Origin of the sequence: Segatella copri, assembly GCF_003465495.1 — a bacterium.
GTDB classification, from domain to species: domain Bacteria; phylum Bacteroidota; class Bacteroidia; order Bacteroidales; family Bacteroidaceae; genus Prevotella; species Prevotella copri_G.
The window spans coordinates 16,444-38,333 of the sequence record NZ_QSAV01000030.1 but is presented as its reverse complement, the minus strand read 5'-3'; the positions used below and the strand labels follow the sequence as shown (position 1 = coordinate 38,333).

General features: G+C 44.2%; 13 protein-coding genes and 1 tRNA gene. 3 read left to right on the top strand and 11 right to left on the bottom strand.

The annotated features are described in order from the left end of the window. Positions 1–71 precede the first annotated feature (71 nt). The 3 genes from DWV53_RS09980 to DWV53_RS09970 form a co-directional block, all read right to left on the bottom strand. Positions 72–1,454 (bottom strand): MATE family efflux transporter, encoded by a 1,383-nt coding sequence (locus DWV53_RS09980; RefSeq protein WP_118153315.1) that lies wholly within the window; start codon positions 1,452–1,454, stop codon positions 72–74. A gap of 93 nt (positions 1,455–1,547) precedes the next feature. Continuing rightward, entirely contained in the window at positions 1,548–2,195 is a 648-nt protein-coding gene (locus tag DWV53_RS09975) for an FKBP-type peptidyl-prolyl cis-trans isomerase (protein WP_118153312.1), read from the bottom strand. Positions 2,196–2,213: 18 nt separating this feature from the next. After that, the gene (locus DWV53_RS09970) at positions 2,214–3,776 is read right to left on the bottom strand and encodes a glycine--tRNA ligase (RefSeq protein ID WP_006848488.1); all 1,563 of its coding nucleotides are present in this window, start codon (positions 3,774–3,776) and stop codon (positions 2,214–2,216) included. A 105-nt stretch (positions 3,777–3,881) separates the two neighbouring features. Here DWV53_RS09970 and DWV53_RS09965 point away from each other — a divergent pair, with 105 nt between their 5' ends. Next, the gene (locus DWV53_RS09965) at positions 3,882–6,743 is read left to right on the top strand and encodes a DNA gyrase/topoisomerase IV subunit A (RefSeq protein WP_259318960.1); all 2,862 of its coding nucleotides are present in this window, start codon (positions 3,882–3,884) and stop codon (positions 6,741–6,743) included. 249 nt (positions 6,744–6,992) lie between these two features. On the opposite strand, the gene DWV53_RS09960 is transcribed toward DWV53_RS09965, so the two are convergent. After that, a complete protein-coding gene (locus DWV53_RS09960; protein ID WP_118153309.1) occupies positions 6,993–8,270 on the bottom strand; it encodes a histidine-type phosphatase in 1,278 nt (425 codons plus the stop codon). 40 nt (positions 8,271–8,310) lie between these two features. Then, positions 8,311–9,426 (bottom strand): SGNH/GDSL hydrolase family protein, encoded by a 1,116-nt coding sequence (locus DWV53_RS09955; RefSeq protein ID WP_118153306.1) that lies wholly within the window; start codon positions 9,424–9,426, stop codon positions 8,311–8,313. A gap of 184 nt (positions 9,427–9,610) precedes the next feature. Between DWV53_RS09955 and DWV53_RS09950 the strand changes: the two genes are divergently transcribed. Next, positions 9,611–9,692 (top strand) — tRNA-Leu (locus tag DWV53_RS09950). Positions 9,693–9,804: 112 nt separating this feature from the next. On the opposite strand, the gene DWV53_RS09945 is transcribed toward DWV53_RS09950, so the two are convergent. After that, a complete protein-coding gene (locus DWV53_RS09945) occupies positions 9,805–10,089 on the bottom strand; it encodes a hypothetical protein (RefSeq protein WP_006848511.1) in 285 nt (94 codons plus the stop codon). 14 nt (positions 10,090–10,103) lie between these two features. Then, positions 10,104–12,236, bottom strand: a complete 2,133-nt coding sequence (locus DWV53_RS09940; protein WP_117693382.1) for a Tex family protein — start codon at positions 12,234–12,236, stop codon at positions 10,104–10,106. Between the two features lie 366 nt (positions 12,237–12,602). Between DWV53_RS09940 and DWV53_RS09935 the strand changes: the two genes are divergently transcribed. Next, the gene (locus DWV53_RS09935) at positions 12,603–13,136 is read left to right on the top strand and encodes a porin family protein (RefSeq protein WP_259318959.1); all 534 of its coding nucleotides are present in this window, start codon (positions 12,603–12,605) and stop codon (positions 13,134–13,136) included. Positions 13,137–14,240: 1,104 nt separating this feature from the next. Here the strand turns inward: DWV53_RS09935 and DWV53_RS09930 are convergent. From DWV53_RS09930 to DWV53_RS09915, 4 genes are read right to left on the bottom strand one after another with little or no spacing between them, the layout of a single operon-like run. Then, complete coding sequence (locus DWV53_RS09930) at positions 14,241–15,551, bottom strand: DUF4302 domain-containing protein (protein WP_118153301.1); 1,311 nt, start codon at positions 15,549–15,551, stop codon at positions 14,241–14,243. A 7-nt stretch (positions 15,552–15,558) separates the two neighbouring features. Beyond that, positions 15,559–16,542, bottom strand: a complete 984-nt coding sequence (locus DWV53_RS09925) for a zinc-binding metallopeptidase (protein ID WP_118153298.1) — start codon at positions 16,540–16,542, stop codon at positions 15,559–15,561. A 14-nt stretch (positions 16,543–16,556) separates the two neighbouring features. Further along, the gene (locus DWV53_RS09920) at positions 16,557–18,146 is read right to left on the bottom strand and encodes a RagB/SusD family nutrient uptake outer membrane protein (protein ID WP_118153295.1); all 1,590 of its coding nucleotides are present in this window, start codon (positions 18,144–18,146) and stop codon (positions 16,557–16,559) included. A gap of 16 nt (positions 18,147–18,162) precedes the next feature. After that, positions 18,163–21,483, bottom strand: a complete 3,321-nt coding sequence (locus DWV53_RS09915; RefSeq protein WP_118153291.1) for a SusC/RagA family TonB-linked outer membrane protein — start codon at positions 21,481–21,483, stop codon at positions 18,163–18,165. Positions 21,484–21,890: the final 407 nt, after the last annotated feature.

The window sequence follows — 21,890 nt, the reverse complement described above, 5'->3', positions numbered from 1 at the left end:
ATTTTAGAGAATATCTTCGCGATGTATGCAAATCTTAACCTAAAACTAACATTGGAGGCAGAAAACCAATCCTAACCTACATGAAAACTCTTCATCCATGAACCTCTGAAGAGGCGGATAAGGAAGAGGATTCCCCTGAATGTGAGTTCGATAGCCATCGCTATCCATACTCCCTCCAAGCCATAGCTCTTGGAAAGAGCATAAGCCAGAGTGAGGCGCACCAGCCACATGGTACCGAGATTGATCATCGCCGGTTTTCTGGTATCGCCCGCTCCTACACAAACACAATAGGTCACGATGCTAGCTGCAAAGAATGGTTCAGCAAAAGCCTCGATGCGCAAACAGATGGTACCCATCTCACGGATACTTTCTACCGGAGAAAGAACGCCAATCATCTCAGGAGCAAAGACATACATCACCACTCCCATCACAGCCATCACAGCCATTCCAAGTCCTACTGTCATATAGGCAAAATTCTTGCACAAACCTACTCGCCCTGCTCCATGCGTCTGTCCCACCAGAGTAGTAGCCGCATCACCAATACCATAGCCCGGCATATAGCAAAGACTCTCTGCCGTAATAGCAAAAGAATGGGAAGCAATGGCTATATTGCCAAGAGGTGCCACAATCATGGTACTCACTATCTGCGCCCCGCTCATCAATATGTTCTGTATGGCTATCGGAATGCTGATTTTACAGGCATTATGAACATACGACCTGACCCAACGGAAACGGACATGGTCCTGACGGAGATTCAGTATCTTATTCTTGAAACCTGCAAGATAAAGATTAGGCAGAGAGATGCAGACATAAGCCATCGCCGTTCCTAAGGCAGCCCCCACAACACCCAACTTCAGGATATAGATAAACAGGTAATTGAATATCACATCGCAGATGCAGATCAATACTGCCATCACACTAGGCGTATGCATATTGCCCGCCGATTTCAGCATCATCTCGGATATATGATAAAGGAAAACGAATGGCAGTACCAGACCGTATATCAGAAAATAGCGAGAGGAATTGGTGGCAATATCGGCACCTCCACCCAGCCAATAAGGCAGATAAGAATGAATGCCGACACAGAGAAGAGAAACAAAAATGCTGAACGCCACACCGCAAATCAGCGCATGGCGAAACACCTGACGGGCATTTGCAAAATCATTGGCTCCGATAAAATGAGCCACCTGTACTGAAAAGCCGGTAGCCGCTGCACTGAGCAAACTACCAATAAGCCAGGTAGTTGACTCTATCAATCCGATGCTGGCAGAAGCCTCTGCTCCCAGATGACCCACCATAGAAGCATCGATGAAGAACATCATCACCGTAGAAATCTGAGCCAACATAGAAGGTATACTCAACCCTACAATAAGACTGAGTTTCTCGCGCCGATCCATCTCCCTACCCAGGCGAATCGACTCCATCAAATAATCTGTCTTCTTGCTATAAAGCATAAATTAATTTCTCGTATATCGCTCATACAAAAAAATATGTGCATATATCATTTCAAACATATGCACATACTTTTCTCTAAATCTTTATTCTTATTATTTAGTAATCCACTTCTTGCCAGAAGCTCTCTTATAACTCTTGAGCACCATCTCAAAACGGAGCATTGAATAGCCTTGGATTGAAGAATTACCGCTCTCGCCATAAGCCAGCTGGTATGGAATGAACACCTGCCAATGGTCGCCCGGATGCATCTTGAGCAATGCGGTGGTAAAGCCATCGATAAATCCACCGGCCACACTACGGATAGGATTAGCTGTAGCAGCATCAAAAGTACCCGTAAAACTCTGGTCGAAGACGTAACCTTCCTTATAATTATCAGTAGGAATGAAACGGCCACGATAGCTCACCTGTACCGAATCGGTAAGGATAGGAGAAGTTGTACCCTCTCCCTTCTTCAGAACATGAACGATGATATTATCGCAATCCTTATAAGGAAGGGTCACTAAATTACCATTCTGATCTTTGTTCGGAGTCTGGTTTTCGAACGTCCAGTTCTTATAAACGTACCAGCCGTTAGCTTCACCCATCTTTCTGGCATAAGCCAATGTATCGGCAAAAGCCTGCTCGTTACGCTCCTGCCAGTTGGCATATTCCGAGACATTATCATCATCTTCGCTACATGATGACAGTGTGATCACTGCCATCATGAGGAAGAAGAAATATTTCAAACTCTTAAGATTCATCTAGATATATTTGATTAATTAGAAGTTCTTGATTTCCTTGCCAAGCTTCTTCAATACGCTAGTGATGCTTACGCGCTCCTCGATGATGCTGCGAAGATCAGAGATAGCTACGCGCTCCTGCTCCATGGTATCACGATAACGCAGAGTTACCTTATGATCGTTTGGAGTCTCGTGGTCTACGGTGATACAGAATGGAGTACCGATAGCATCCTGACGGCGATAACGCTTACCGATAGAATCCTTAGGATCGCCATAGTGAGTATTGAAGTGGAACTTCAGTTCGTCAACGATTTCGTGAGCCAACTCTGGCAAACCATACTTCTTATCCAATGGGAACACAGCACACTTAACAGGTGCCAAAGCCTCTGGCAAACGCAAAACAACACGTGTCTCGCCATTCTCCAGCTTCTCCTCGCAGTAAGAGTGGCACATTACGCTGAGGAACATACGGTCTACACCGATAGATGTCTCTACATCGTAAGGTACATAGCTCTCGTTCTTCTCTGGATCGAAGTACTTGATAGAACGGCCGCTGTACTTCTCGTGCTGAGAAAGGTCAAAATTGGTACGGCTGTGGATACCCTCTACCTCCTTGAAGCCGAATGGCATCTTAAACTCGATGTCGGTAGCAGCATTGGCATAGTGAGCCAGCTTCTCGTGATCGTGGTAACGGTAGTTCTCATTACCCATACCGAGAGCCTCGTGCCAAGCCAGACGAACCTTCTTCCAATATTCAAACCACTTCATCTCAGTACCAGGCTGGCAGAAGAACTGCATCTCCATCTGCTCGAACTCACGCATACGGAATACGAACTGACGGGCAACAACCTCGTTACGGAAAGCCTTACCAATCTGACAGATACCGAATGGCAACTTCATACGGCCGGTCTTCTGAACACTCAGATAATCTACGAAGATACCCTGAGCAGTCTCAGGACGGAGATATACCTTGCTTGTAGCATCGCTTGCCGCACCCATCTGGGTAGAGAACATCAGGTTGAACTGACGGACATCAGTCCAGTTCTTGGTACCGCTGATAGGGCAAACAATACCCTCATCCTCGATAATCTGCTTCAGCATCTCCAGGTTAGGTCCCTGCATAGCCTCAGTATAGCGGGCATGGAGGTCATCAAACTTCTTCTGGTTCTCCAGAACGCGAGGATTGGTAGCGCGGAACTGAGCCTCATCGAAGCTGTCGCCGAAGCGCTTCTTAGCCTTGGCAATCTCCTTGGCAATCTTCTCCTCATACTTAGCCATGTGATCCTCGATGAGCACATCGGCACGATAACGCTTCTTTGAATCGCGGTTATCAATCAATGGGTCGTTGAAAGCATCTACGTGTCCGGATGCCTTCCATACAGTAGGGTGCATGAAGATAGCTGCATCGAGACCAACAATGTTCTCGTGCAACAACACCATACTCTGCCACCAGTACTGCTTGATATTGTTTTTGAGCTCAACACCATTCTGACCATAGTCATAAACGGCAGCCAAGCCATCATAAATTTCACTACTTGGGAACACGAAGCCATATTCCTTGCAATGGCTTACAATTTTCTTAAAAACATCTTCCTGTGCCATGATTAAATCTTATTTTTTTCAAATTTTCGGCAAAGATACTCTTTTTTCTCGAAAAATTGTTGTATTTTTGCCATAAATTAATAAAATAAGTATTAAAAGCTATATATGAGCGACGAAATTAAAGATAAAAACGGTCTTGAAGAGGAAAAATCACCAAATTTGGAAAATTCTTCTACTGAATCTGAACAGGATGCTGCAGAAGATGCCAACGAGGAGATTTCGACCGAAGAACATTCCGATTATAAGCCGGTGAACCGATTCGATGCTTCTGCTGTACATCACCTCAGCGGAATGTATCAGAACTGGTTCCTCGACTATGCATCGTATGTAATCCTCGAGCGTGCCGTTCCTCATATTGAGGATGGTTTGAAACCGGTACAGCGACGCATCCTCCACTCTATGAAGCGCATGGACGACGGAAGATACAACAAGGTTGCCAATATCGTGGGACATACCATGCAGTTTCACCCTCATGGTGATGCGTCTATCGGAGATGCTTTGGTACAGATGGGACAGAAAGACCTGCTCATCGATACGCAGGGTAACTGGGGAAACATTCTTACGGGCGACCGTGCTGCTGCTCCCCGATATATCGAGGCACGCCTCTCTAAGTTTGCTCTCGATGTGGTTTTCAATCCTAAAACCACCGACTGGCAACTCTCTTATGATGGCAGAAACAAGGAGCCTATCACGCTCCCTGCCAAATTCCCGCTGCTCCTGGCACAAGGTGCCGAGGGTATTGCCGTGGGATTGAGCAGTAAGGTTTTGCCACATAATTTCAATGAGATTTGCGATGCTGCCGTCCACTATCTCAAGGGCGAGCCATTCCAACTCTATCCCGACTTCCCTACAGGCGGTGCCATCGATGTAAGCAAATACAATGATGGACAGCGAGGTGGTGCATTGAAGGTAAGAGCCAAGATAGACAAGCTCGACAACAAGACACTCGTTATCAGCGAGATACCATTCAGCAAGACTACAGGCAGCCTCATCGATTCTATCACCAAAGCGGTAGAAAAGGGTAAAATAAAAGCACGCAAGGTAGATGACGTTACTTCGGCAAATGTTGAGATTCTTGTGCATCTGGCACCAGGAACCTCATCAGATAAAACGATGGATGCACTCTACGCATTCAGCGATTGCGAAATTAATATCTCGCCCAACTGCTGTGTCATCGAAGACAACAAGCCTGTATTCCTCACCATCAGCGATGTGTTGCGCCACAGCGTAGACCGCACTATGGGATTGCTGCGCAAGGAACTGATGATCAGAAAGGGAGAATTGGAGGAGCAGCTCTTCTTCTCTTCTCTCGAACGGATTTTCATCGAGGAACGCATCTACAAGGAGCGAAAGTTTGAGCAGAGTAAGAGTCAGGATGAGGTTGTTGCCTTCATCGATTCAAAACTCGAGCCATTCAAGGACAAACTCTTTACTGCCGAAGTAGACGGTAAGGGTATGGTAGAATATGCCTTCCATCGGGAAATTACCCGCGAGGACATTCTCAAACTTCTGGAAATCAAGATGCAGCGAATCCTTAAATATAATAAGGATAAGGCAGACGAACTGCTGATGAAGATTAAGGCTGAACTTGCTGAGATAGAGAACGACTTGGCTCACATGACTGATGTAACCATCAACTGGTTTGAATATCTCAAGGGCAAGTATGGAAAGAACCATCCTCGCAAAACAGAAATCAGAAACTTCGATACCATTGAGGTTACCAAGGTGGTAGAGGCTAACCAGAAACTCTATATCAACCGTCAGGAAGGATTCGTTGGTACAGGGTTGAAGAAGGATGAATTCGTATGCAACTGCTCCGACCTCGATGACATCATCATCTTCTATAAGGATGGCAAGTTTAAAGTCACCAAGGTAGCCGACAAAATATTCGTTGGCAAGAATATCCTCCATGTTCAGGTATTCAAGAAGAACGATAAGCGCACCATCTACAACTGTGTTTACCGCGACGGCAAACAAGGCGATTACTTCATCAAGCGATTCAACGTAACCGCCATGACCCGCGACAAATTGTATGACATCACCCAGGGTACACCTGGCAGCCGCGTCATCTATTTCACCGCCAATCCGAATGGAGAGGCAGAAATCATCAAGTGTACGATGGAGCCCGACCTGACGAAGAAGCGCCAGAGCATCTTCCTGGAGAAGGATTTCTCTGACATTCTGATCAAGGGACGTGCTGCCAAAGGTAATCTCCTGACCAAGCGCACCATTCGCCGCATCGGTCTGAAGAGTCACGGCCACAGCACGTTAGGAGGCAGAAAGGTTTGGTTCGATCCAGACGTAAACCGCATCAACTACGATGAGAACGGACGATTCCTGGGCGAATTCAATGATGATGATTCTATATTGGTAGTACTCGACAACGGTGAATTCTACATCACCAATTTCGATGCCAACAACCACTACGAGGATAACATCATCCGCTTAGAGAAATGGGATGAGCACAAGATCTGGACGGCTATCCTTTACGATGCCGACAATCAGGGATATCCATACATCAAGCGATTCACGATGGATGCCACCAAGCGCCATCAGAATTTCATGGGTGAGAACCCTAACTGCAAGCTCATCTTGCTTACCGATATGGTTTATCCACGCATCAAGGTTACTTATGGCGGTGTGGATGCCATCCGTCCTGCCGAAGAAATCGATGCCGAACAGTTCATTGCGCAGAAGAGTTTCAAGGCAAAGGGTAAGCGCCTCACGACATGGAAGATTGAAAGTATCGAGGAACTGGAACCAACCCGATTCCCAGAACCTCCTTCTGAGGATAATGATAAGGAACCGGATGGTTCTGACTCAGAGAATGAAGGTGAAAACCTGGATCCGGATGCTGGCAAAAGCGAGCAACAGGTGATTGACGAACTGACTGGTCAGACCAACCTCTTCTCAGAAAAAGATTTCGAAGAAGACCAGAAGGATAAAGACTGGTTATCGAAGCAATAAAAAGCGCTAAGAAAGCGAAAAAGAAAGCGCAAGAAAAGCAGCAAGAAAAGCAGCAAGAAAAGCGCCCATCATAAAAAAAGGAGCTTAAGCCCAAAAAGCTTAAGCCCCTTTTTTATTATCTAGCCATTTGCATTTCGCGCTTTAGCGTTTCAGCATTTCGCGTTCAGCAAAAAAGAAGCCAGTCCCCCTCCTGCCCCCGTTCCAGGCGATTCCATCGCCTGTCCCCCCAGCAGTCAGTAGCCTTCATTTTTACCTTTTATACCCCGCCAGCTTTTTCAGGCAGTATTCCTTAAAGTCATTCCAATGGTAATAAGGTGCCACATCGCTCTTGATAGGCAAAGTAGCCTCATCTTCATTTAAAAGCACCTTCACCAGCACATCATTCGCCTTGTTTCTATAAAAAACAAACTGCAAATTCGTAGCCATCGGGGTAATCTTATAATCCCACCATTGAGAAGCAATCTTCTCCGGATCCTTAATCTCTTCGCCATATCCATTCAAATCCAACAAACAGGTAAGCGGAGTAACCATTGTATCGTGTCCATATCTCAATGTAGCGCCCGGATGCGGCAAGGCGATGCAGCTATCCGCCTTCTGAATGATGTTTCTCAAGAGATTACGCTGGGAGAATGGCTGCACATTGCCCGTATAAGGCGAGTTGCCGTAAGCCATCTGCCACCAGATGTTGGCATTCAGCCAGTTCTGATACAGTTCCTCCTCCGTAAAGAGGTCATAGAGCGAAACCTTGCCCCTCAGTTCCGTGCCTTGGATTGAGCTTGCCATCTCATAAAGTTTTCTGTTCAGGTCACTCTGGCTGATATTCTGCTTCACCCAGGCAGGGTCGTTGAACAGTTCCTGCATCACACGGCTATAGCTAACGTGCTTCTGTGCAAATTCCTGCTGTGCCACCTTGATACCCACGCTATGCTTCAAGCTATCCAGGTATCTGTCGCCCTGGTTCATGTAATACATATCATGCTCACTGGCATCATGGAAGATATGAAGTTTCGGATTCATACGAAGCATCTGCTGCAAACCGTTCTCCATAGAGAGGATGCATCGGATTACCAAAGTACTTCGGGCCTCAATATTCGTATTACCGGCAAAAATCTCAGGGAATCGCTCCATCATTCTTCTGGTAATACCCTGATGCTGGAGAGCTCCGAGCGGAGTCAGTTCGCCATCGCGCCCCTTCGCCTCCTCACGGATCATCTTCACCTTAGCCAGCGTTTCCTCGCCCTTAGCTGTCAGTTTGCCCTCCTGCTTCGCTTTGAGCAGAGAGAAATAAGGCACATCATAAGCCTGCTTGCCTATCATATAGCGGGAACCATGCCGGCCATAATGGCTCAGATAGAATGGCTTATAACCCTTAGGAGCCGCAGTCAACTGCTTCTGAGGACCACGATAAGCTACATAGTTACTACCCGAAAGCGTAATATCCCGCTTGAAATCCTCTTGCGGAGTCTGTGCTGTCAGAGGCATCGCCAATGTAAGAGATGCCAACAATAATAGATTTTTTGTGTTCATTGTTATCATATAATTTTGTTTTGGAAACATGCAATTTCATTTAATTCCAATTCATCAGTTTTCTCAGGAACGGAAGCAATTCTGCTGCCATCTTCCGATGCTGCAACATACTAGGATGCCAGCTGGCGCCATAACCTAAATCTCCTTTCTGGAAACTGAAATCGAAACGGTAAATATTCTTATCAGTTTTATTGGCATCTGCACAGATTCTATCAAGCACTGTTCGCTGCTTGCTACTCTCCTTCTCGCCGAGCATCGGACCTGTCAACATCACAATCTTTGCATGAGGATACTTGCTACGTACCGTTTTAAGAAACATGCGATAATTTTTCTCGTAGAGTTGAATATCATAATTCTTGGTAGAAAGATCGTTCGTACCCAGATTGATACAGACTAACTGAGGCTGATACTTGGCAAAATCCCATTTTTCATCATGCTGGTCAAATAAAGTATATTCATATTGCCAAGACATGTTATCGGCATCACCCGTCTTCGGACCATTATAATTACGATATACACCGATACCACTGCGGGAGATTGAAGTATGCTGAGCCTTCAGACTGTCACTTACGATATTGGCATAAGTAAGCCAATGGTTCTCCGTTTCATCTTCAAAAGGATCAGACCTGTTGATACTTTCTACGCCATAACCGCAGGTGATTGAATTTCCGATAAATTCAATCTTCCGTTCCGGGAGAGCCGGAGCCTCAACGAGCTGACATCCCTTATCAAGAACGAATCCCCTGAATTCCGGTTTGCGGAACAAGCCTTCTATCACATACATCACCTTAGCATGATGCACCCCCTTTGGCAAAGCCGCAGCCAGGGTTACAACCGAATCGCGTTCGGCATTAAAGCCCACTTTGAAAGGTTCGCAACCATCAATCTGCGCCATGAAATATCCAGTCTTCGGGCGACACAGCATTTTCAGAGAAGACCCTTGAAAACTAGCCTCAATCGTAGTTCCCGGATAATTGAAACTGGCTACATCAGGATTCTTAGCAAAGCTCACACGCCCAACATACTGAATCATCGGATGAGAAGCCTTTACGATCTCTCCCCAAATAGGAAGAGTCGTTGATTTCTTCACATTTCCAGCCATCGTCGTGGAAGAAACCATCAATGTAGCCAGCATCATAACCCATACTTTTTTCATATTCCTGTTATTATTGTTTTTATCTGTCCTTACTGTCCTGCCTTCGTTTTTTTGCAAAATAAAAATAGAACAGTATCTGTTTGCAAAATTACCATTATTTCTCGTAAAAAGCAAGTAAAACCATCATTTTTTTCATTTTTATTCTTTTTATTCAAATTATTATTGTATCTTTGCATCCAAGAATGCGCTTGTGGCGAAATTGGTAGACGCGCTAGACTTAGGATCTAGTGGTTTAGGCCGTGTAGGTTCGAGTCCTATCAGGCGCACAAAAAAAATGCTAAGTAGTTAATAATAACTATTTAGCATTTTCTTTTAATATAACTACCTGTCTTTTTACACCTTTTTGTCAGATCCTTCTCCTAAAGCAGAGAGAGATACCTACATCATCCCCTCCAGTTTTTCCTGTGCCTCGCGCATATCTTTTTCAAAATTCACATGGTCTAGAAGAAATTCCGTTCTGCCTTGCGAAAGAAGAAGATAGAGCTGCGGATTCATGCCCTCTACATACTGGGCGATGGCATACTCTATATCATCACGCTGCGTAGGATTGGTGGAAAATTCAAAAACCCTGAGCTTCTGATGAATAAAGCAATATGCCGACTCTATACAATCTCTAGTGATGCCCCCTGCCAAGAGAGCATCACCATTATTATTCTGATTCATTCTGAATATCCTTTCTATTTCACGCCCTTCATCGACAAGGCGATGCGCTTGCGCTTCAAATCTACTTCTGCCACTCTCACCATCACATGTTCATGAAGCTTTACCACCTCAGAAGGATCCTGAATATAACGGTTTGACATCTGGGATACATGAACCAGACCATCGTTGTGGACACCTATATCTACAAAGGCACCAAACTTGGTAATGTTGGTAACAATGCCCGGCACAACCATGCCCACCTGCAAATCCTCTATCTCCTTGATGCTGGCATCAAACTCAAACTTCTCTACCTCACCACGAGGGTCCAAGCCCGGCTTGTCAAGCTCAGCCATGATATCGGTCAAAGTAGGCATACCCACCTCAGCACTCACATATTTCCGGATATCAATCTTCTTCTGCAGCGCCTTGTCTTCTACCAGCTGCTTCACCGTTACGCCCTGATCTTTCGCCATCTGCTCTACCAGCGCATAGCGCTCCGGATGAACGGCACTGTTATCCAAAGGATTCTTAGCACCTGGAATGCGGAGGAAGCCGGCACACTGCTCAAAGGCCGAAGGACCCAGACGTGGCACCTTCTTCAACTGGGCACGGGAAGCGAAGGCTCCATTCTCGCGGCGATATTCCACGATATTCTTGGCAAGCGTAGGTCCCAAACCGCTCACATAGGTCAGCAGATGCTGCGATGCGGTATTCAGGTTGACACCCACCGAGTTCACACAACTCATCACCACTGTATCCAGACTCTTCTTCAGCTGAGTCTGATCCACATCATGCTGATACTGTCCCACACCGATGCTCTTCGGATCAATCTTCACCAATTCTGCAAGCGGATCCATCAGTCTTCGTCCGATGCTCACAGCACCACGCACGGTAACATCCTCATCCGGGAACTCATCTCTTGCAATCTTCGAAGCCGAATAGATAGAAGCGCCATCCTCGCTCACCACATAGATATCTACCGGATGAACGAAATCGATACTATGCAGCCAGTCGCTGGTTTCGCGGCTTGCCGTACCGTTACCTACAGCCATTGCCTCCACCTGATACATCTTAACCATGCGCTGGATGGCAGCCGTAGCCTCGCTCTTCCTGTTGCGGGGAGGATGAGGATAAACGATTTCATGATGAATCAGATTGCCCTGCGCATCGAGACAGCAAGTCTTGCAACCATTGGCAAAACCCGGGTCAACCGCCATTACGCGTTTCTGCCCGAGAGGAGCCGCCAACAGGAGCTGGCGCAGGTTTTCGGCGAACACGACGATAGCCTCCTCATCCGCCTTCTGCTTGCTGAGCGCAGCAAATTCAGTTTCAATGCTAGGCTTCAGCAGTCGCTTAAAGGCATCATCCACCGCTTCACCCACCAGTGTCTGGCACTCACCGAAACCATGTACATAGTGGCGCTTCAGTTTATCCTGACACTGCTCATCATCAGCCGAGATGCTGACACGCAAGAATCCTGCCGCCTCGCCTCTACGCATAGCCAGCAGTCGGTGCGAAGAACATTTCTTCAATGGTTCTGAGAAATCGAAATAGTCGGAGAAGCGCTGCGCCTCTTCCTCATCCTTCTTCTTGGCTACCACCTTAGAAGTGATGATGGCACCGCGTCTGAACTCACCGCGAATCTGATTGCGACTCTGCTCATTCTCGCTTACGGTTTCGGCGATGATGTCCTTGGCTCCCTGAAGAGCAGCCTCCACATCCTTCACCTTATCGCCCACAAACTTCCTGGCAGCCTGTTCAGGATTGCGCTCACGCTGGAAGAGGAGCAGCTGTGCCAGAGGTTCCAAGCCTGCCTCACGTGCTATCTGTGCACGGGTGCGGCGCTTTGGCTTATAAGGAAGATAGATGTCTTCCAGTTCGGTGGCATCCCAGCACTGTTCGATGCGTTTTTTCAGTTCATCCGAGAGTTTTCCCTGTTCCTCGATGGTTTTGAGGATAGTCTCCTTTCTCTTCGCCATCTCAGAGAGTTTCTCGTTAGCCTGTGCGATGGCTTCAATGTTTACCTCGTCCATATTACCGGTTTTCTCCTTGCGGTATCGCGAGATAAACGGAATGGTGCAACCCTCTTCGAGCAGCGCCAGAGTATTTTCTACAGCCTGCTCCTTCAGATTGAGCTGGGCTGCTATCAGCTTTGTAAATTGATTCATTTATGATATTTATAAAATAAGATTCAAACTGTTTGTTCATGCAAAGATAGAGAAAAAAGTTGGTTTGCCCAAATATTCCCTCATATTATTTGGCGGTTTCACTAAAAAATCATAGCTTTGCAGCAGAAATAGCTTTAGATACATTCAGCACGCCCGATTTTCTTGATTTACATCAACAATACGGCTTGTTTTGCAAGAAAAACTGAGAAATAGTTTTGAGTTTTAAGTTATTTCCTATACCTTTGCCGCCGAATTAGAGAGTGCAGGGCATGTCTGGGATGTGCTTTGCTATCATAAATAAAGGGGCTGAAAAGCTACCTGATTAGAGTGATAAAAGAAAGTAATAATTAAAAGAAAAGATTGATTATGAAGAAGATTATGTTGAGCCTTGCTATGGCTCTCGTTTCAGTTTGCGCTAGCGCACAGGTTTACATCGGTGGTACAGCTGGTATTTCCAGCAACAAGTTTGAGGGTGGTGACAGCAAGACAGCTTACACCCTGATGCCTGAAATCGGTTACGAATTCAACAACAAGTGGGAAGCAGGTCTCGAGATTGGTATCAAGAAGGGCGAAGTTTGCAAGCTTTCTCCTGTAGGTGAATCTACAACATTCACTGTAGCTCCTTACGTACGTTACACAGCCGTAGAAACCAAGTTGGTTAACCTCTTCGTAGAAGGTACAATCGGTTACAGCAGTTACAGCAAGGGCGGTGGCGATTCTTACGAGGTAGGCATCAAGCCAGGTTTGGCTGTTAAGCTTTCAGACCACGTAAACTTCATCACAAAGGTAGGTTTCCTCGGTTACAAAGGTTATTCTCCTGACCAAGGTAAAAACTCATCAACATTCGGACTTAACGTAGATGCAAGCAACATTTCATTTGGTGCTATCTACAAGTTCTAATCTTAGGGTGCTCATTTACTCATAAGCAATAATATCAGGGGCGCAAGCGATTCCTTTCATGGAAACAGCTTGCGCCCCATTTTTTATCTGCAAGCGAACACGCTTTTACTCTTCACTCTTCACCTTTCCTTCGGAAACCCCTGTGTTTATCGGCATTCCGAGGGGTGAAGAGTTTGCAGCAACTCTTCACCCACTCTTCACCACTCTTCACCGATTCCAAAGATCAACAGGCGTAAATTGCAGCGCAAGACCGCTAGGTGTCCCTGAGGAGGGTGTGTCATAAGTCTGGATGTTGGTGCATAACAGTTGACCATCGCATGCACATCACCTGTTGTGCATGCGCATATCAGCTGTTATGCAAGCGCACAACAGCTGTTGTGCGACCGAAGATACAGACTGCCTCAACAACATATTCTTACTCTTCCAACAACATATCCTTACTCATCCAACAACATATTCTTACTCTTCCAACAACAAGAAAAGGGTGAATCATAAACTTATGACACATCCTCTGCCGAACCAGCTAAGGTGAAGAGTGGTGAAGAGTGGGTGAAGAGTGTCCAAGAACTCTTCACCCCTCGAAACGCCCATAAACACTGGGGATTCCGAAGGAAAGGTGAAGAGTGAAGAGTATTTCCTTATCCTTTACTTACAACAATAATTCAGGCATTTACGCTGACTGTTCCTATAGAACAGCCAACTGGCGAGTGTATGGCTAGTCAGCTGCTCTTCATTCGCCAGTACACTATTTCCGATTAACAGCCAACTTATTCCTCGGCAGAATATTCTTCCATAACTAGACAATAAACGCTAAGTACTAATAAAAACTCTCTGGCAATTATTAGAAATAAGGGTAAAGGACACTTTTAGCAAAAAGCTTGAAGCTTTGAAAGAAAAAAACATAAATATGCACCTTGGAAGGTGCATATTGCGCATAGATGTGCACCTTCCAAGGTGCATATGCTACAAATTTAAAGAGCGCAATAATCAAATAAGGGGCGTGCTTAAATGAGCACGCCCCCAGACGAGAGATTTTATGTATTCTTTTCACAAAGAATCCTATTAAACATTATGTATATAATTTTATTTCATGATGGATGAACTCTAAAAAAGAGATTCTGGCATACTAGTTGTCAAGACAAACCAGTTATTTGGATTACTCTCATCAGTCAACTTTATAGAAGAAGGCTGTTTCGATGTACCTTCCAGCAACTCGATTTTATAAGTCTTGGCCACGCCGGCTGCATGACTTCCCTCATCACCAGTCAGTGCATAAATCATATACAGCTGACCCCAACTATAGAAATACTGACCATTCGCATTAAACTTGCCAGGACAAGCAAATGAGATATGATCATCGTCAACGATAGTAGGAGTAATGTCTATGAACGAAGCATAGCCTGCCACATTGAAAAAGATTCCCCAATGTCCTGCATAGTCATTAAACGCAGAAGTGGTAAAAGCAGCAAAAAGGCAAGGAGAATAATACTTAGAAACCTTTTCGTTACCAGCATTCCAATACGCCTGAGTATAGCTACCCATATTAGCTACAGAGAAGAACCAGTCTCCACTGATAACCTGCTCACTGATAGGAGGAACTACGCCGAACATCTTTACAGCGGCATCTGTGGATTCAAACTCATAGTTATCGCCCCCTTTATAGTTGAATCCCTTGATAGTAACGCCATTAAGAGTTATTGGCTCATAAAATTCAATGCCCTTGTCTGTAACAATATAAGGTTCCGTTGTAGAGCCTTCCTCGGCATTAGAACTAGTGAAAGTAATGGTACGATAGCTTGATGTAGCTACATACTTGACATCATTCACCTCGCAAGTATATCTAGGGAACTGCATCTCCTGCTCCAAACCATCTATCTGATTAATGGTCTCAGTCCAATCGGCATCCTTCGCCATAGGAGTCATCACTATTTTTGTACCACGCTTCTTGCCAAGCATGACTACAGAATCAGCAGTGGCGGTAAGCACCCGGAACTCCAAGTCACCTTCCATACCCTTACCATTATCACCAATACCATCAGGGTTAGCTGGATCGGAGAAGAAATGAATCACCTTATTGTACTCATCAAAAGACAGAACGATACTAGCACTCTGCTCCAATTTATAATGTGATGTGGCTTTCGTGTCTGCACCCAAAGCATCGCTCATGGCAGTAACATTTCCATCTGTTCCAAATTTCAACAACAGATTATATCCACCATACTTGGTATTAGCCTTAGGATAATATTTCATCAGCCATCCATTCTCTGCAGAAGTAAGAACCGTCTTATACTCTGCTATTGCATCATTCACTCGCTCTGCAGAAGGTTTGTCGAACACTTCATCTATGTCGTTGGAACAAGATGTGAAAGACAAGACCGCAATCAGCGTAAATAATATGTTATATATTTTTTTCATATCCGTCTTACTTTAATGTTTCTAAATCCATTGCCTTTACTTCTGCCGTACGACGCAAGATAACTTCACGAAGCTTGGTAATATCCATGCCCCAAGTGTTGGCAAAATATTCCTTGAGAATGTTAAATTTCTGAATAATAGCTTTATAGCCACTTGCATCCTTCACTATAGGATTGCCGTCTGCATCAAGCACATAATCGCCATTTGCATCTGTTTCGTATACAATACCTGCACTCAGTATTTTTTGCCATGCTGCTTCTGAATGGGTTACATATTGGGCAAAAATCTCAGCAAAGTCCTCATTATACTCACCGCTGGCATAACCGGATACAAATCCCATGGATGGAGCATCTTTATCCTCTACATTCACCCAACCTGAAGTCTGATACTTGCCGGCAGAAACTGTCTGGAACTCAGTAGAATAATTCTTTTTCTGAGTCAGAATATGACAGAACTCATGATTCATTGTATGGAAGAACCAGTAGTTCAGATCGTATGTACCTTTTTTCTTGTCAACGAAAGGATTTTCTGGATCTATGATTGGATTATCAACATCGATAATATTTACATTATACAAAGTTACTTTCAAGCCACCCTCAGCAGTACCCATCACAATAGAAGACTGAGAATCATAAGCTGCTGAGCCAACCAACTGCATCACACGAGGAGAATAGGTCTTCATAAACTGATCGCCCATCACTTCCTTATAAGCATCCAGCCAAATATGCTTGACCATAATAGCCAATGCCTTAGACTTATTAAAATCGGCAGGTGCAAGATTATACCTGTTGTCCGTCTCCTTGTCACTATATCGATAGTTAAAGCGGATATTATAGGTATCCACATAGTTGGTCTTGAGCCACTTGTCAAAGTCATTCTGCTCTTCCTTATTCTGCGTATCGAAAATACTCTTAGAATCAAGACTATCGTCTGAGCAGGCAGCAAACAGAGAGACTGACGCTATCAGTATGAATAATTTTATATATTTCATAGTTTACTCATTTTTTATTTGTTAGACTCTTCTCTTGGATTTGCAGGTAATCCTGCCTCAATTACATCATCTGGCAATTGAATCGCACCTCGCAAGTCACCAGCCTTGAATACAATAGGAGACTCTTCGTCAACATCATGGCTGAACTCAATGCCATAGCGCTTGATGTCAAGGAAACGAAGACCTTGATACAGGGTCTCCAGTCGACGCATCTGTAAGATGAATTGCAAAATATCCTCTTGGGTACCAGCCTCAACCGTGAATCCCTGTGGATGGAATGTCTTACGAATGCTATGCTCCAAATTGGATTTTGGTGTAACAGGTGCATACGGCAAGCTTTCGATAAAAGTCTTGATACTTTCAACTGTCATTGTTGGGCGTTTTGCCGTACCTTTCGCAGTCCCAGTATGCGACACAATCCATGTATTGATATCTTTCACTGCATTATCATACTCCTTCTTCATGGCATAAGCCTCAGCACGACAAAGAAGGGTTTCATCAGTAGTGAACACAGCATCTACAACATGAACAAATCCAGTTTGGTTTATCTTGTCGGTAAACTCAAAATGTTCAAACATCTTTGGGAAGATAAGAATATGGGCATTGCCAAACAACAAGTTTGACTGGTAGAGAGTATTGTCTTGGGATCCCCTTCCCCATGGCATCTTAGCCCAAATCGTTTCATACAGACTTACATTTTGATTGTGACAAAAACGCTCTTCATCACCACAGACTCTTCTACCAATTTTACTACCTGCCGTCATCAACAAGAGGTTTGCATTCTCTGATGAAGAAATATAACGATTCTCCATATCCTCTGAATTAGACAAAGACATAAAAGGCACATAGTTGCGCAACAAAGAGGCTGGATTTGCTCCAAGCACCTTGTCAGCATATTTTATCACTTTGTCATAGTTCATATAGTACAGGTTGAAACGAGCAGCAAAAGCATACGCAGCCTTCTGGTTGAAATGATACTTAGGCTGGGTATAGATATCATCGCTCACATCAGGCAAGGCAGCCTCGATATCTGCATCAATCTGCTCATAAAGTTGCTTCAGTGTACCACGCTTATAATCAGGGTTTACAGTTGTCTCAGGCTTTGTTGGATAAGGAAGTCCCATGCACTTCTCTGCATTATCTGGATTATAAGTCATACAGAAAGTTGTAGCAAGACGATACATGCTATAGGCACGACAGAGCAAAGCCTCAGCTCTCTGCGCCTTTAGCGATGCTGGATTACCCATCTCATCGATGGAAGCCAAAGCCTGGTTGGCTGCTGCAACTGCAGCATAATAACCATTCCACAAACTCTTTGGGCAATCATTGGTTTGAGCAGTAATTGGCTGAAAACGATAAACCTGCTCTATTTCCTGATTGGTACTATACTGCTTTCCATTGTCTGCATAATTATCTGAGCTCCATTCCAATATCAGATTGCTGCTTGCAGTTGGGTAAGCAGACACAAGCAGAGAGGTCACCTTTTCCTCGGTATTTACCTCGGCACGATCATCTGGCAACTTGTCCAGGAAGCTGTCGCATGATGTGACCAATGACAATGCCGCAAAAGCCACCGATGCTATATATAATTTATTCTTTTTCATAATTATCTCTCTTTCTTTAAAGTCCTACTCTTAATGTCAATGTAAACTGACGTGGCATTGGGGTTGCCACACCACCAGTGTTGAAAAACTCAGGATCCTGTCCGTGCAACTTCTTGTCTGAATAAATCAAGAACAAGTTAGTAGCCTGAAGTTTCAAATTAACGCTGTTCAAGCGAAGGGCCTGAATCCACTTGCCTGGGAAATCATAAGCCAAAGAAATCTCCTTCATGCGAATGAAATCACCCTTAGCTACGCGAGCCGTAGAATAGTTATATGCATTATAAAGATAACCAATATAATTGTCATTCTGCTTCATGCGCTGGTCTGCTATGACTGGCACATCCGTATAAGCTTCATCACCGGCTTGAGTCCAACGATTTATAAATTCCTTTGGCATGGCAGTCATGTCTGAGTATGAAGAACTGAAAGCTGGATCAAGACGTACTTTATTTCCTGCAGCGTATGTAATGAACACATTCAGTTTAAAACCCTTATAAGAGAAGGTGTTTCCGAAACTGCCGTTAATGGTTGGGTCTGTTGGACCTTCATACTTCAAGTAATCTGTTGTAGTTGACTGGAAGTAGAGATCGCCACCATAGCTTGTCTCCTCGCCATTCTGATTCACAACGATAGGCAGACCTTTTTTGTTCAATCCCTTGAAATCAATAGAGAACAAAGAGCGAACAGGATAGCCATTCATTGTGAAACCGGTACCTGTAATCATCTGCATGATGTTAGCACGTGAATCCAAGTCGGTTACAGTATTCTTTGAGTGAGAGAAAATGAAGTCGGTACTCCATTTAAAATCCTTGGTCTCAATGTTGCGAGTGGAAATAGTCAACTCCTCACCATGTGAACGCATACTTGCCACATTGGCATATTTATAGATCTCACCACCAACACCCATGGTACGCTTAGGACCAATCAAATCATAATTGTTGCGGCGATACCAATCGAAAGTCACATTAATGCGGTTATTCAAAAAGCCCATATCCAAACCGAGGTTCAACTCATGCTTCTTTTCATAGGTCAAATCATCATTACCCAAGCGATAAATCTCAAGTCCAGTCTCCTTGTCACCGGCAAATGGGCGCCAAGGGTTGTAACTCTGTATCACTACCAACGAGTTAGAAACGGAAGCAGGACCTCGATCAGCTGTCAATGAATATGATGCTTTTAATGTAAGATGGGAAAGAACAGGATTTAACTTAGCAAACCAACTCTCCTCATGAGCATTCCATGCTCCAGACACGTTCCAAGTAGGCAACCAACGAGCTGAGCGACTCTTACCCAACTTATTGGAACCCTCATAACGAATGGTACCATTAATTGTGTAGCGACCCTTATAAGAATAGGTGGCAGTACCAAAGAAAGAAGCCTCACGCTGATATGAATTATCCAAACTATAATATTGACCATTCTCCTCCGCCAACTGCTTGAAGAAGTTATAGTTGAAAGCAGGGAGATAACCCATATCATACTGCATGCCAACGCCATTAAAATAAGAACGGCTACGGTCGAGTGAATTGATTTCCAAACCACCGAATAAGTTCACGATATGGTCTTTGTTGTATACATCATTATAGCTAGCTGTGGCACGGAAGTCCCAGCTATTCATCTTATATTTGGTCTCACGATAAAAACCACCCTTTTCCAATACAGAGAATGGCAAAGAGTTTGCCTTATCTGGATCAGTATACAACCAAGGGTTGGCATCACGCATCGTGGCATCATCCATAGCACGATAAGCCCATGCCTGGTTTGACTGGTCTGTAATGGTGGCAGCATTGGTCGTAGTAGAATACTTGTATGCACCAAGTACTGCAAGTTCCACCTTAGTAATAGGCTTATACTTCAATTCGCCCTGGAACTTCATGTCCACAACATCGAGGCTCAGGTAGTTATTATCCAATTCACGGAAAATATTGAACGGAGCGTAGTTACGCACATAGAGTTCATTAGGATCCATGGTACGAGAAGTGTTCAACGCATAAGAATATGGGTTGATATCAAAATCACGAGACACCTCACCTGTCACATTATTTACAGACTGTGAAGTAGTACCAGGAGCGCGCTGCTTACGATAGGAAGCATTAGCTATGGCATTGAAAGACAATTTCTTCGAAATATTGTAAAGAGCATTTACATTGGCTGTATAACGCTGTACCTTGCTCTGCTTAGACCATCCTGGATCGTTCATCACACTGAAAGATGTATAATACTGAGCCTTATCGGTACCAGTAGACATGCTGACGGAATGATTCTGGGAGATACTATTACTGAAGAGTAAGTCAAACCAGTCAGTATTTTGGTATTCAGCCTTCTGGAGATAGCTATTCATCGCCTCCTCAGTATTAGGCAATCCAAAAGTTCCCGTCTTCGAATCATATGTATTCATCAGGTGATACATCTTGCCAAAGACACCACTGTTAGAAGCACGATAACTCTTTTCAAAAGAGAAATAACCATCGTTGTACATCTCACGATATACACCCATCTGATCCTGAGAATTCATGATATTGAAATTGCGGTAGCTTGGCTTCAAACGCATGGTGAATTCACTAGTATAGTTGATACGATTTGTACCAGCTTTACCTTTCTTGGTTGTAACAACGATGACACCAGCCATGGCACGTGCACCATAAATAGAGGTAGCAGAACCATCCTTCAAAATCTGGAAACTTTCAATATCATCAGCATTCAGACCTGCTATGGCTGAAGAAATAAGGGTCTCAGCGTTACCAGAAGACAAATCATCAGCATCAACCTCAGTTACGTCCTCCATGATAACACCATCTACCACCCAAAGAGGTTTTGAGCTACCATAAATAGAAGTAGCGCCACGCACACGAATCTTTGGAGCTGTACCGAAAGTACCTGAGACGTTCTGCACAGACACACCGGCCGCTTTACCTTCCAAGGCACGACTGATGTCTGCGACACCATCCAGCTTTGTCTTGTCGCCAGAAATTTTTGTAGTAGCACCAGTAAACAAACGCTTATCCATCTTCTGCATACCCGTTACAACCACCTCGCCCAAGCTCTTGCTATCTGCCTTCAGGCGGATAGTCATCTTGGCGGCTGGAGTCAAGGTCTGGCTCTGCATACCGATGTAGCTAACTACAAGTTTTTTACCAGCAGGTACCTCCAAAGAGAAGTGACCTTCAATATCGGTGACGGTACCTGTACGTGCCGCTCCAGCGACTACGACAGATGCACCAATGACAGGTTCACCATCTTCCTGAGAAACTACGGTACCTGTTACTTTCGTTTGAGCCAATACCCCCCCCACAAAAAGGAAGAGATTGACTAACAAGAAAAGCAATCTTTTTTCCATAAAATCTTCTCTAAATAATTAAACAACTCTTATATAACTTTATATATTTATTTTTTCTCTTCTTACATTTTTTAAGCCTCTCTCGTTGCTTTACGGGTGCAAAGGTAAGAAAAAGTATTGGATTAATGCAAACTTTATCGATATTTCTATAGAAAAAAGTTAGTTTTTCTTGATTTTCGTCAACATTTAGAAATATTGTCTACACTTTTAATAGAAAAAAGTCAGAAACAATAGATTTAAGCAAAGTTTACAAAAAGAAAACAAAAATGTTCTAAAACACAAAAAAGGCAAGGTTTCTGTAGAACCTCATTCAGAAGTTTCTCAGAAGTCTTGCCTTTCTTTACCTATATTTATTACTTAAGTACCTTTATCAGCCACTTGATTATTGATATTTTCCGCTTAGATAT

Coding starts and splice junctions, on each gene's coding strand:
- DWV53_RS09960 (WP_118153309.1), bottom strand. CDS start 8,270: ATGAACACAAAAAATCTATTATTGTTGGCATCTCTTACATTGGCGATG.
- DWV53_RS09970 (WP_006848488.1), bottom strand. CDS start 3,776: ATGGCACAGGAAGATGTTTTTAAGAAAATTGTAAGCCATTGCAAGGAA.
- DWV53_RS09920 (WP_118153295.1), bottom strand. CDS start 18,146: ATGAAAAAGAATAAATTATATATAGCATCGGTGGCTTTTGCGGCATTG.
- DWV53_RS09925 (WP_118153298.1), bottom strand. CDS start 16,542: ATGAAATATATAAAATTATTCATACTGATAGCGTCAGTCTCTCTGTTT.
- DWV53_RS09940 (WP_117693382.1), bottom strand. CDS start 12,236: ATGAATCAATTTACAAAGCTGATAGCAGCCCAGCTCAATCTGAAGGAG.
- DWV53_RS09980 (WP_118153315.1), bottom strand. CDS start 1,454: ATGCTTTATAGCAAGAAGACAGATTATTTGATGGAGTCGATTCGCCTG.
- DWV53_RS09930 (WP_118153301.1), bottom strand. CDS start 15,551: ATGAAAAAAATATATAACATATTATTTACGCTGATTGCGGTCTTGTCT.
- DWV53_RS09945 (WP_006848511.1), bottom strand. CDS start 10,089: ATGAATCAGAATAATAATGGTGATGCTCTCTTGGCAGGGGGCATCACT.
- DWV53_RS09935 (WP_259318959.1), top strand. CDS start 12,603: ATGAAGAAGATTATGTTGAGCCTTGCTATGGCTCTCGTTTCAGTTTGC.
- DWV53_RS09975 (WP_118153312.1), bottom strand. CDS start 2,195: ATGAATCTTAAGAGTTTGAAATATTTCTTCTTCCTCATGATGGCAGTG.
- DWV53_RS09965 (WP_259318960.1), top strand. CDS start 3,882: ATGAGCGACGAAATTAAAGATAAAAACGGTCTTGAAGAGGAAAAATCA.
- DWV53_RS09955 (WP_118153306.1), bottom strand. CDS start 9,426: ATGAAAAAAGTATGGGTTATGATGCTGGCTACATTGATGGTTTCTTCC.
- DWV53_RS09915 (WP_118153291.1), bottom strand. CDS start 21,483: ATGGAAAAAAGATTGCTTTTCTTGTTAGTCAATCTCTTCCTTTTTGTG.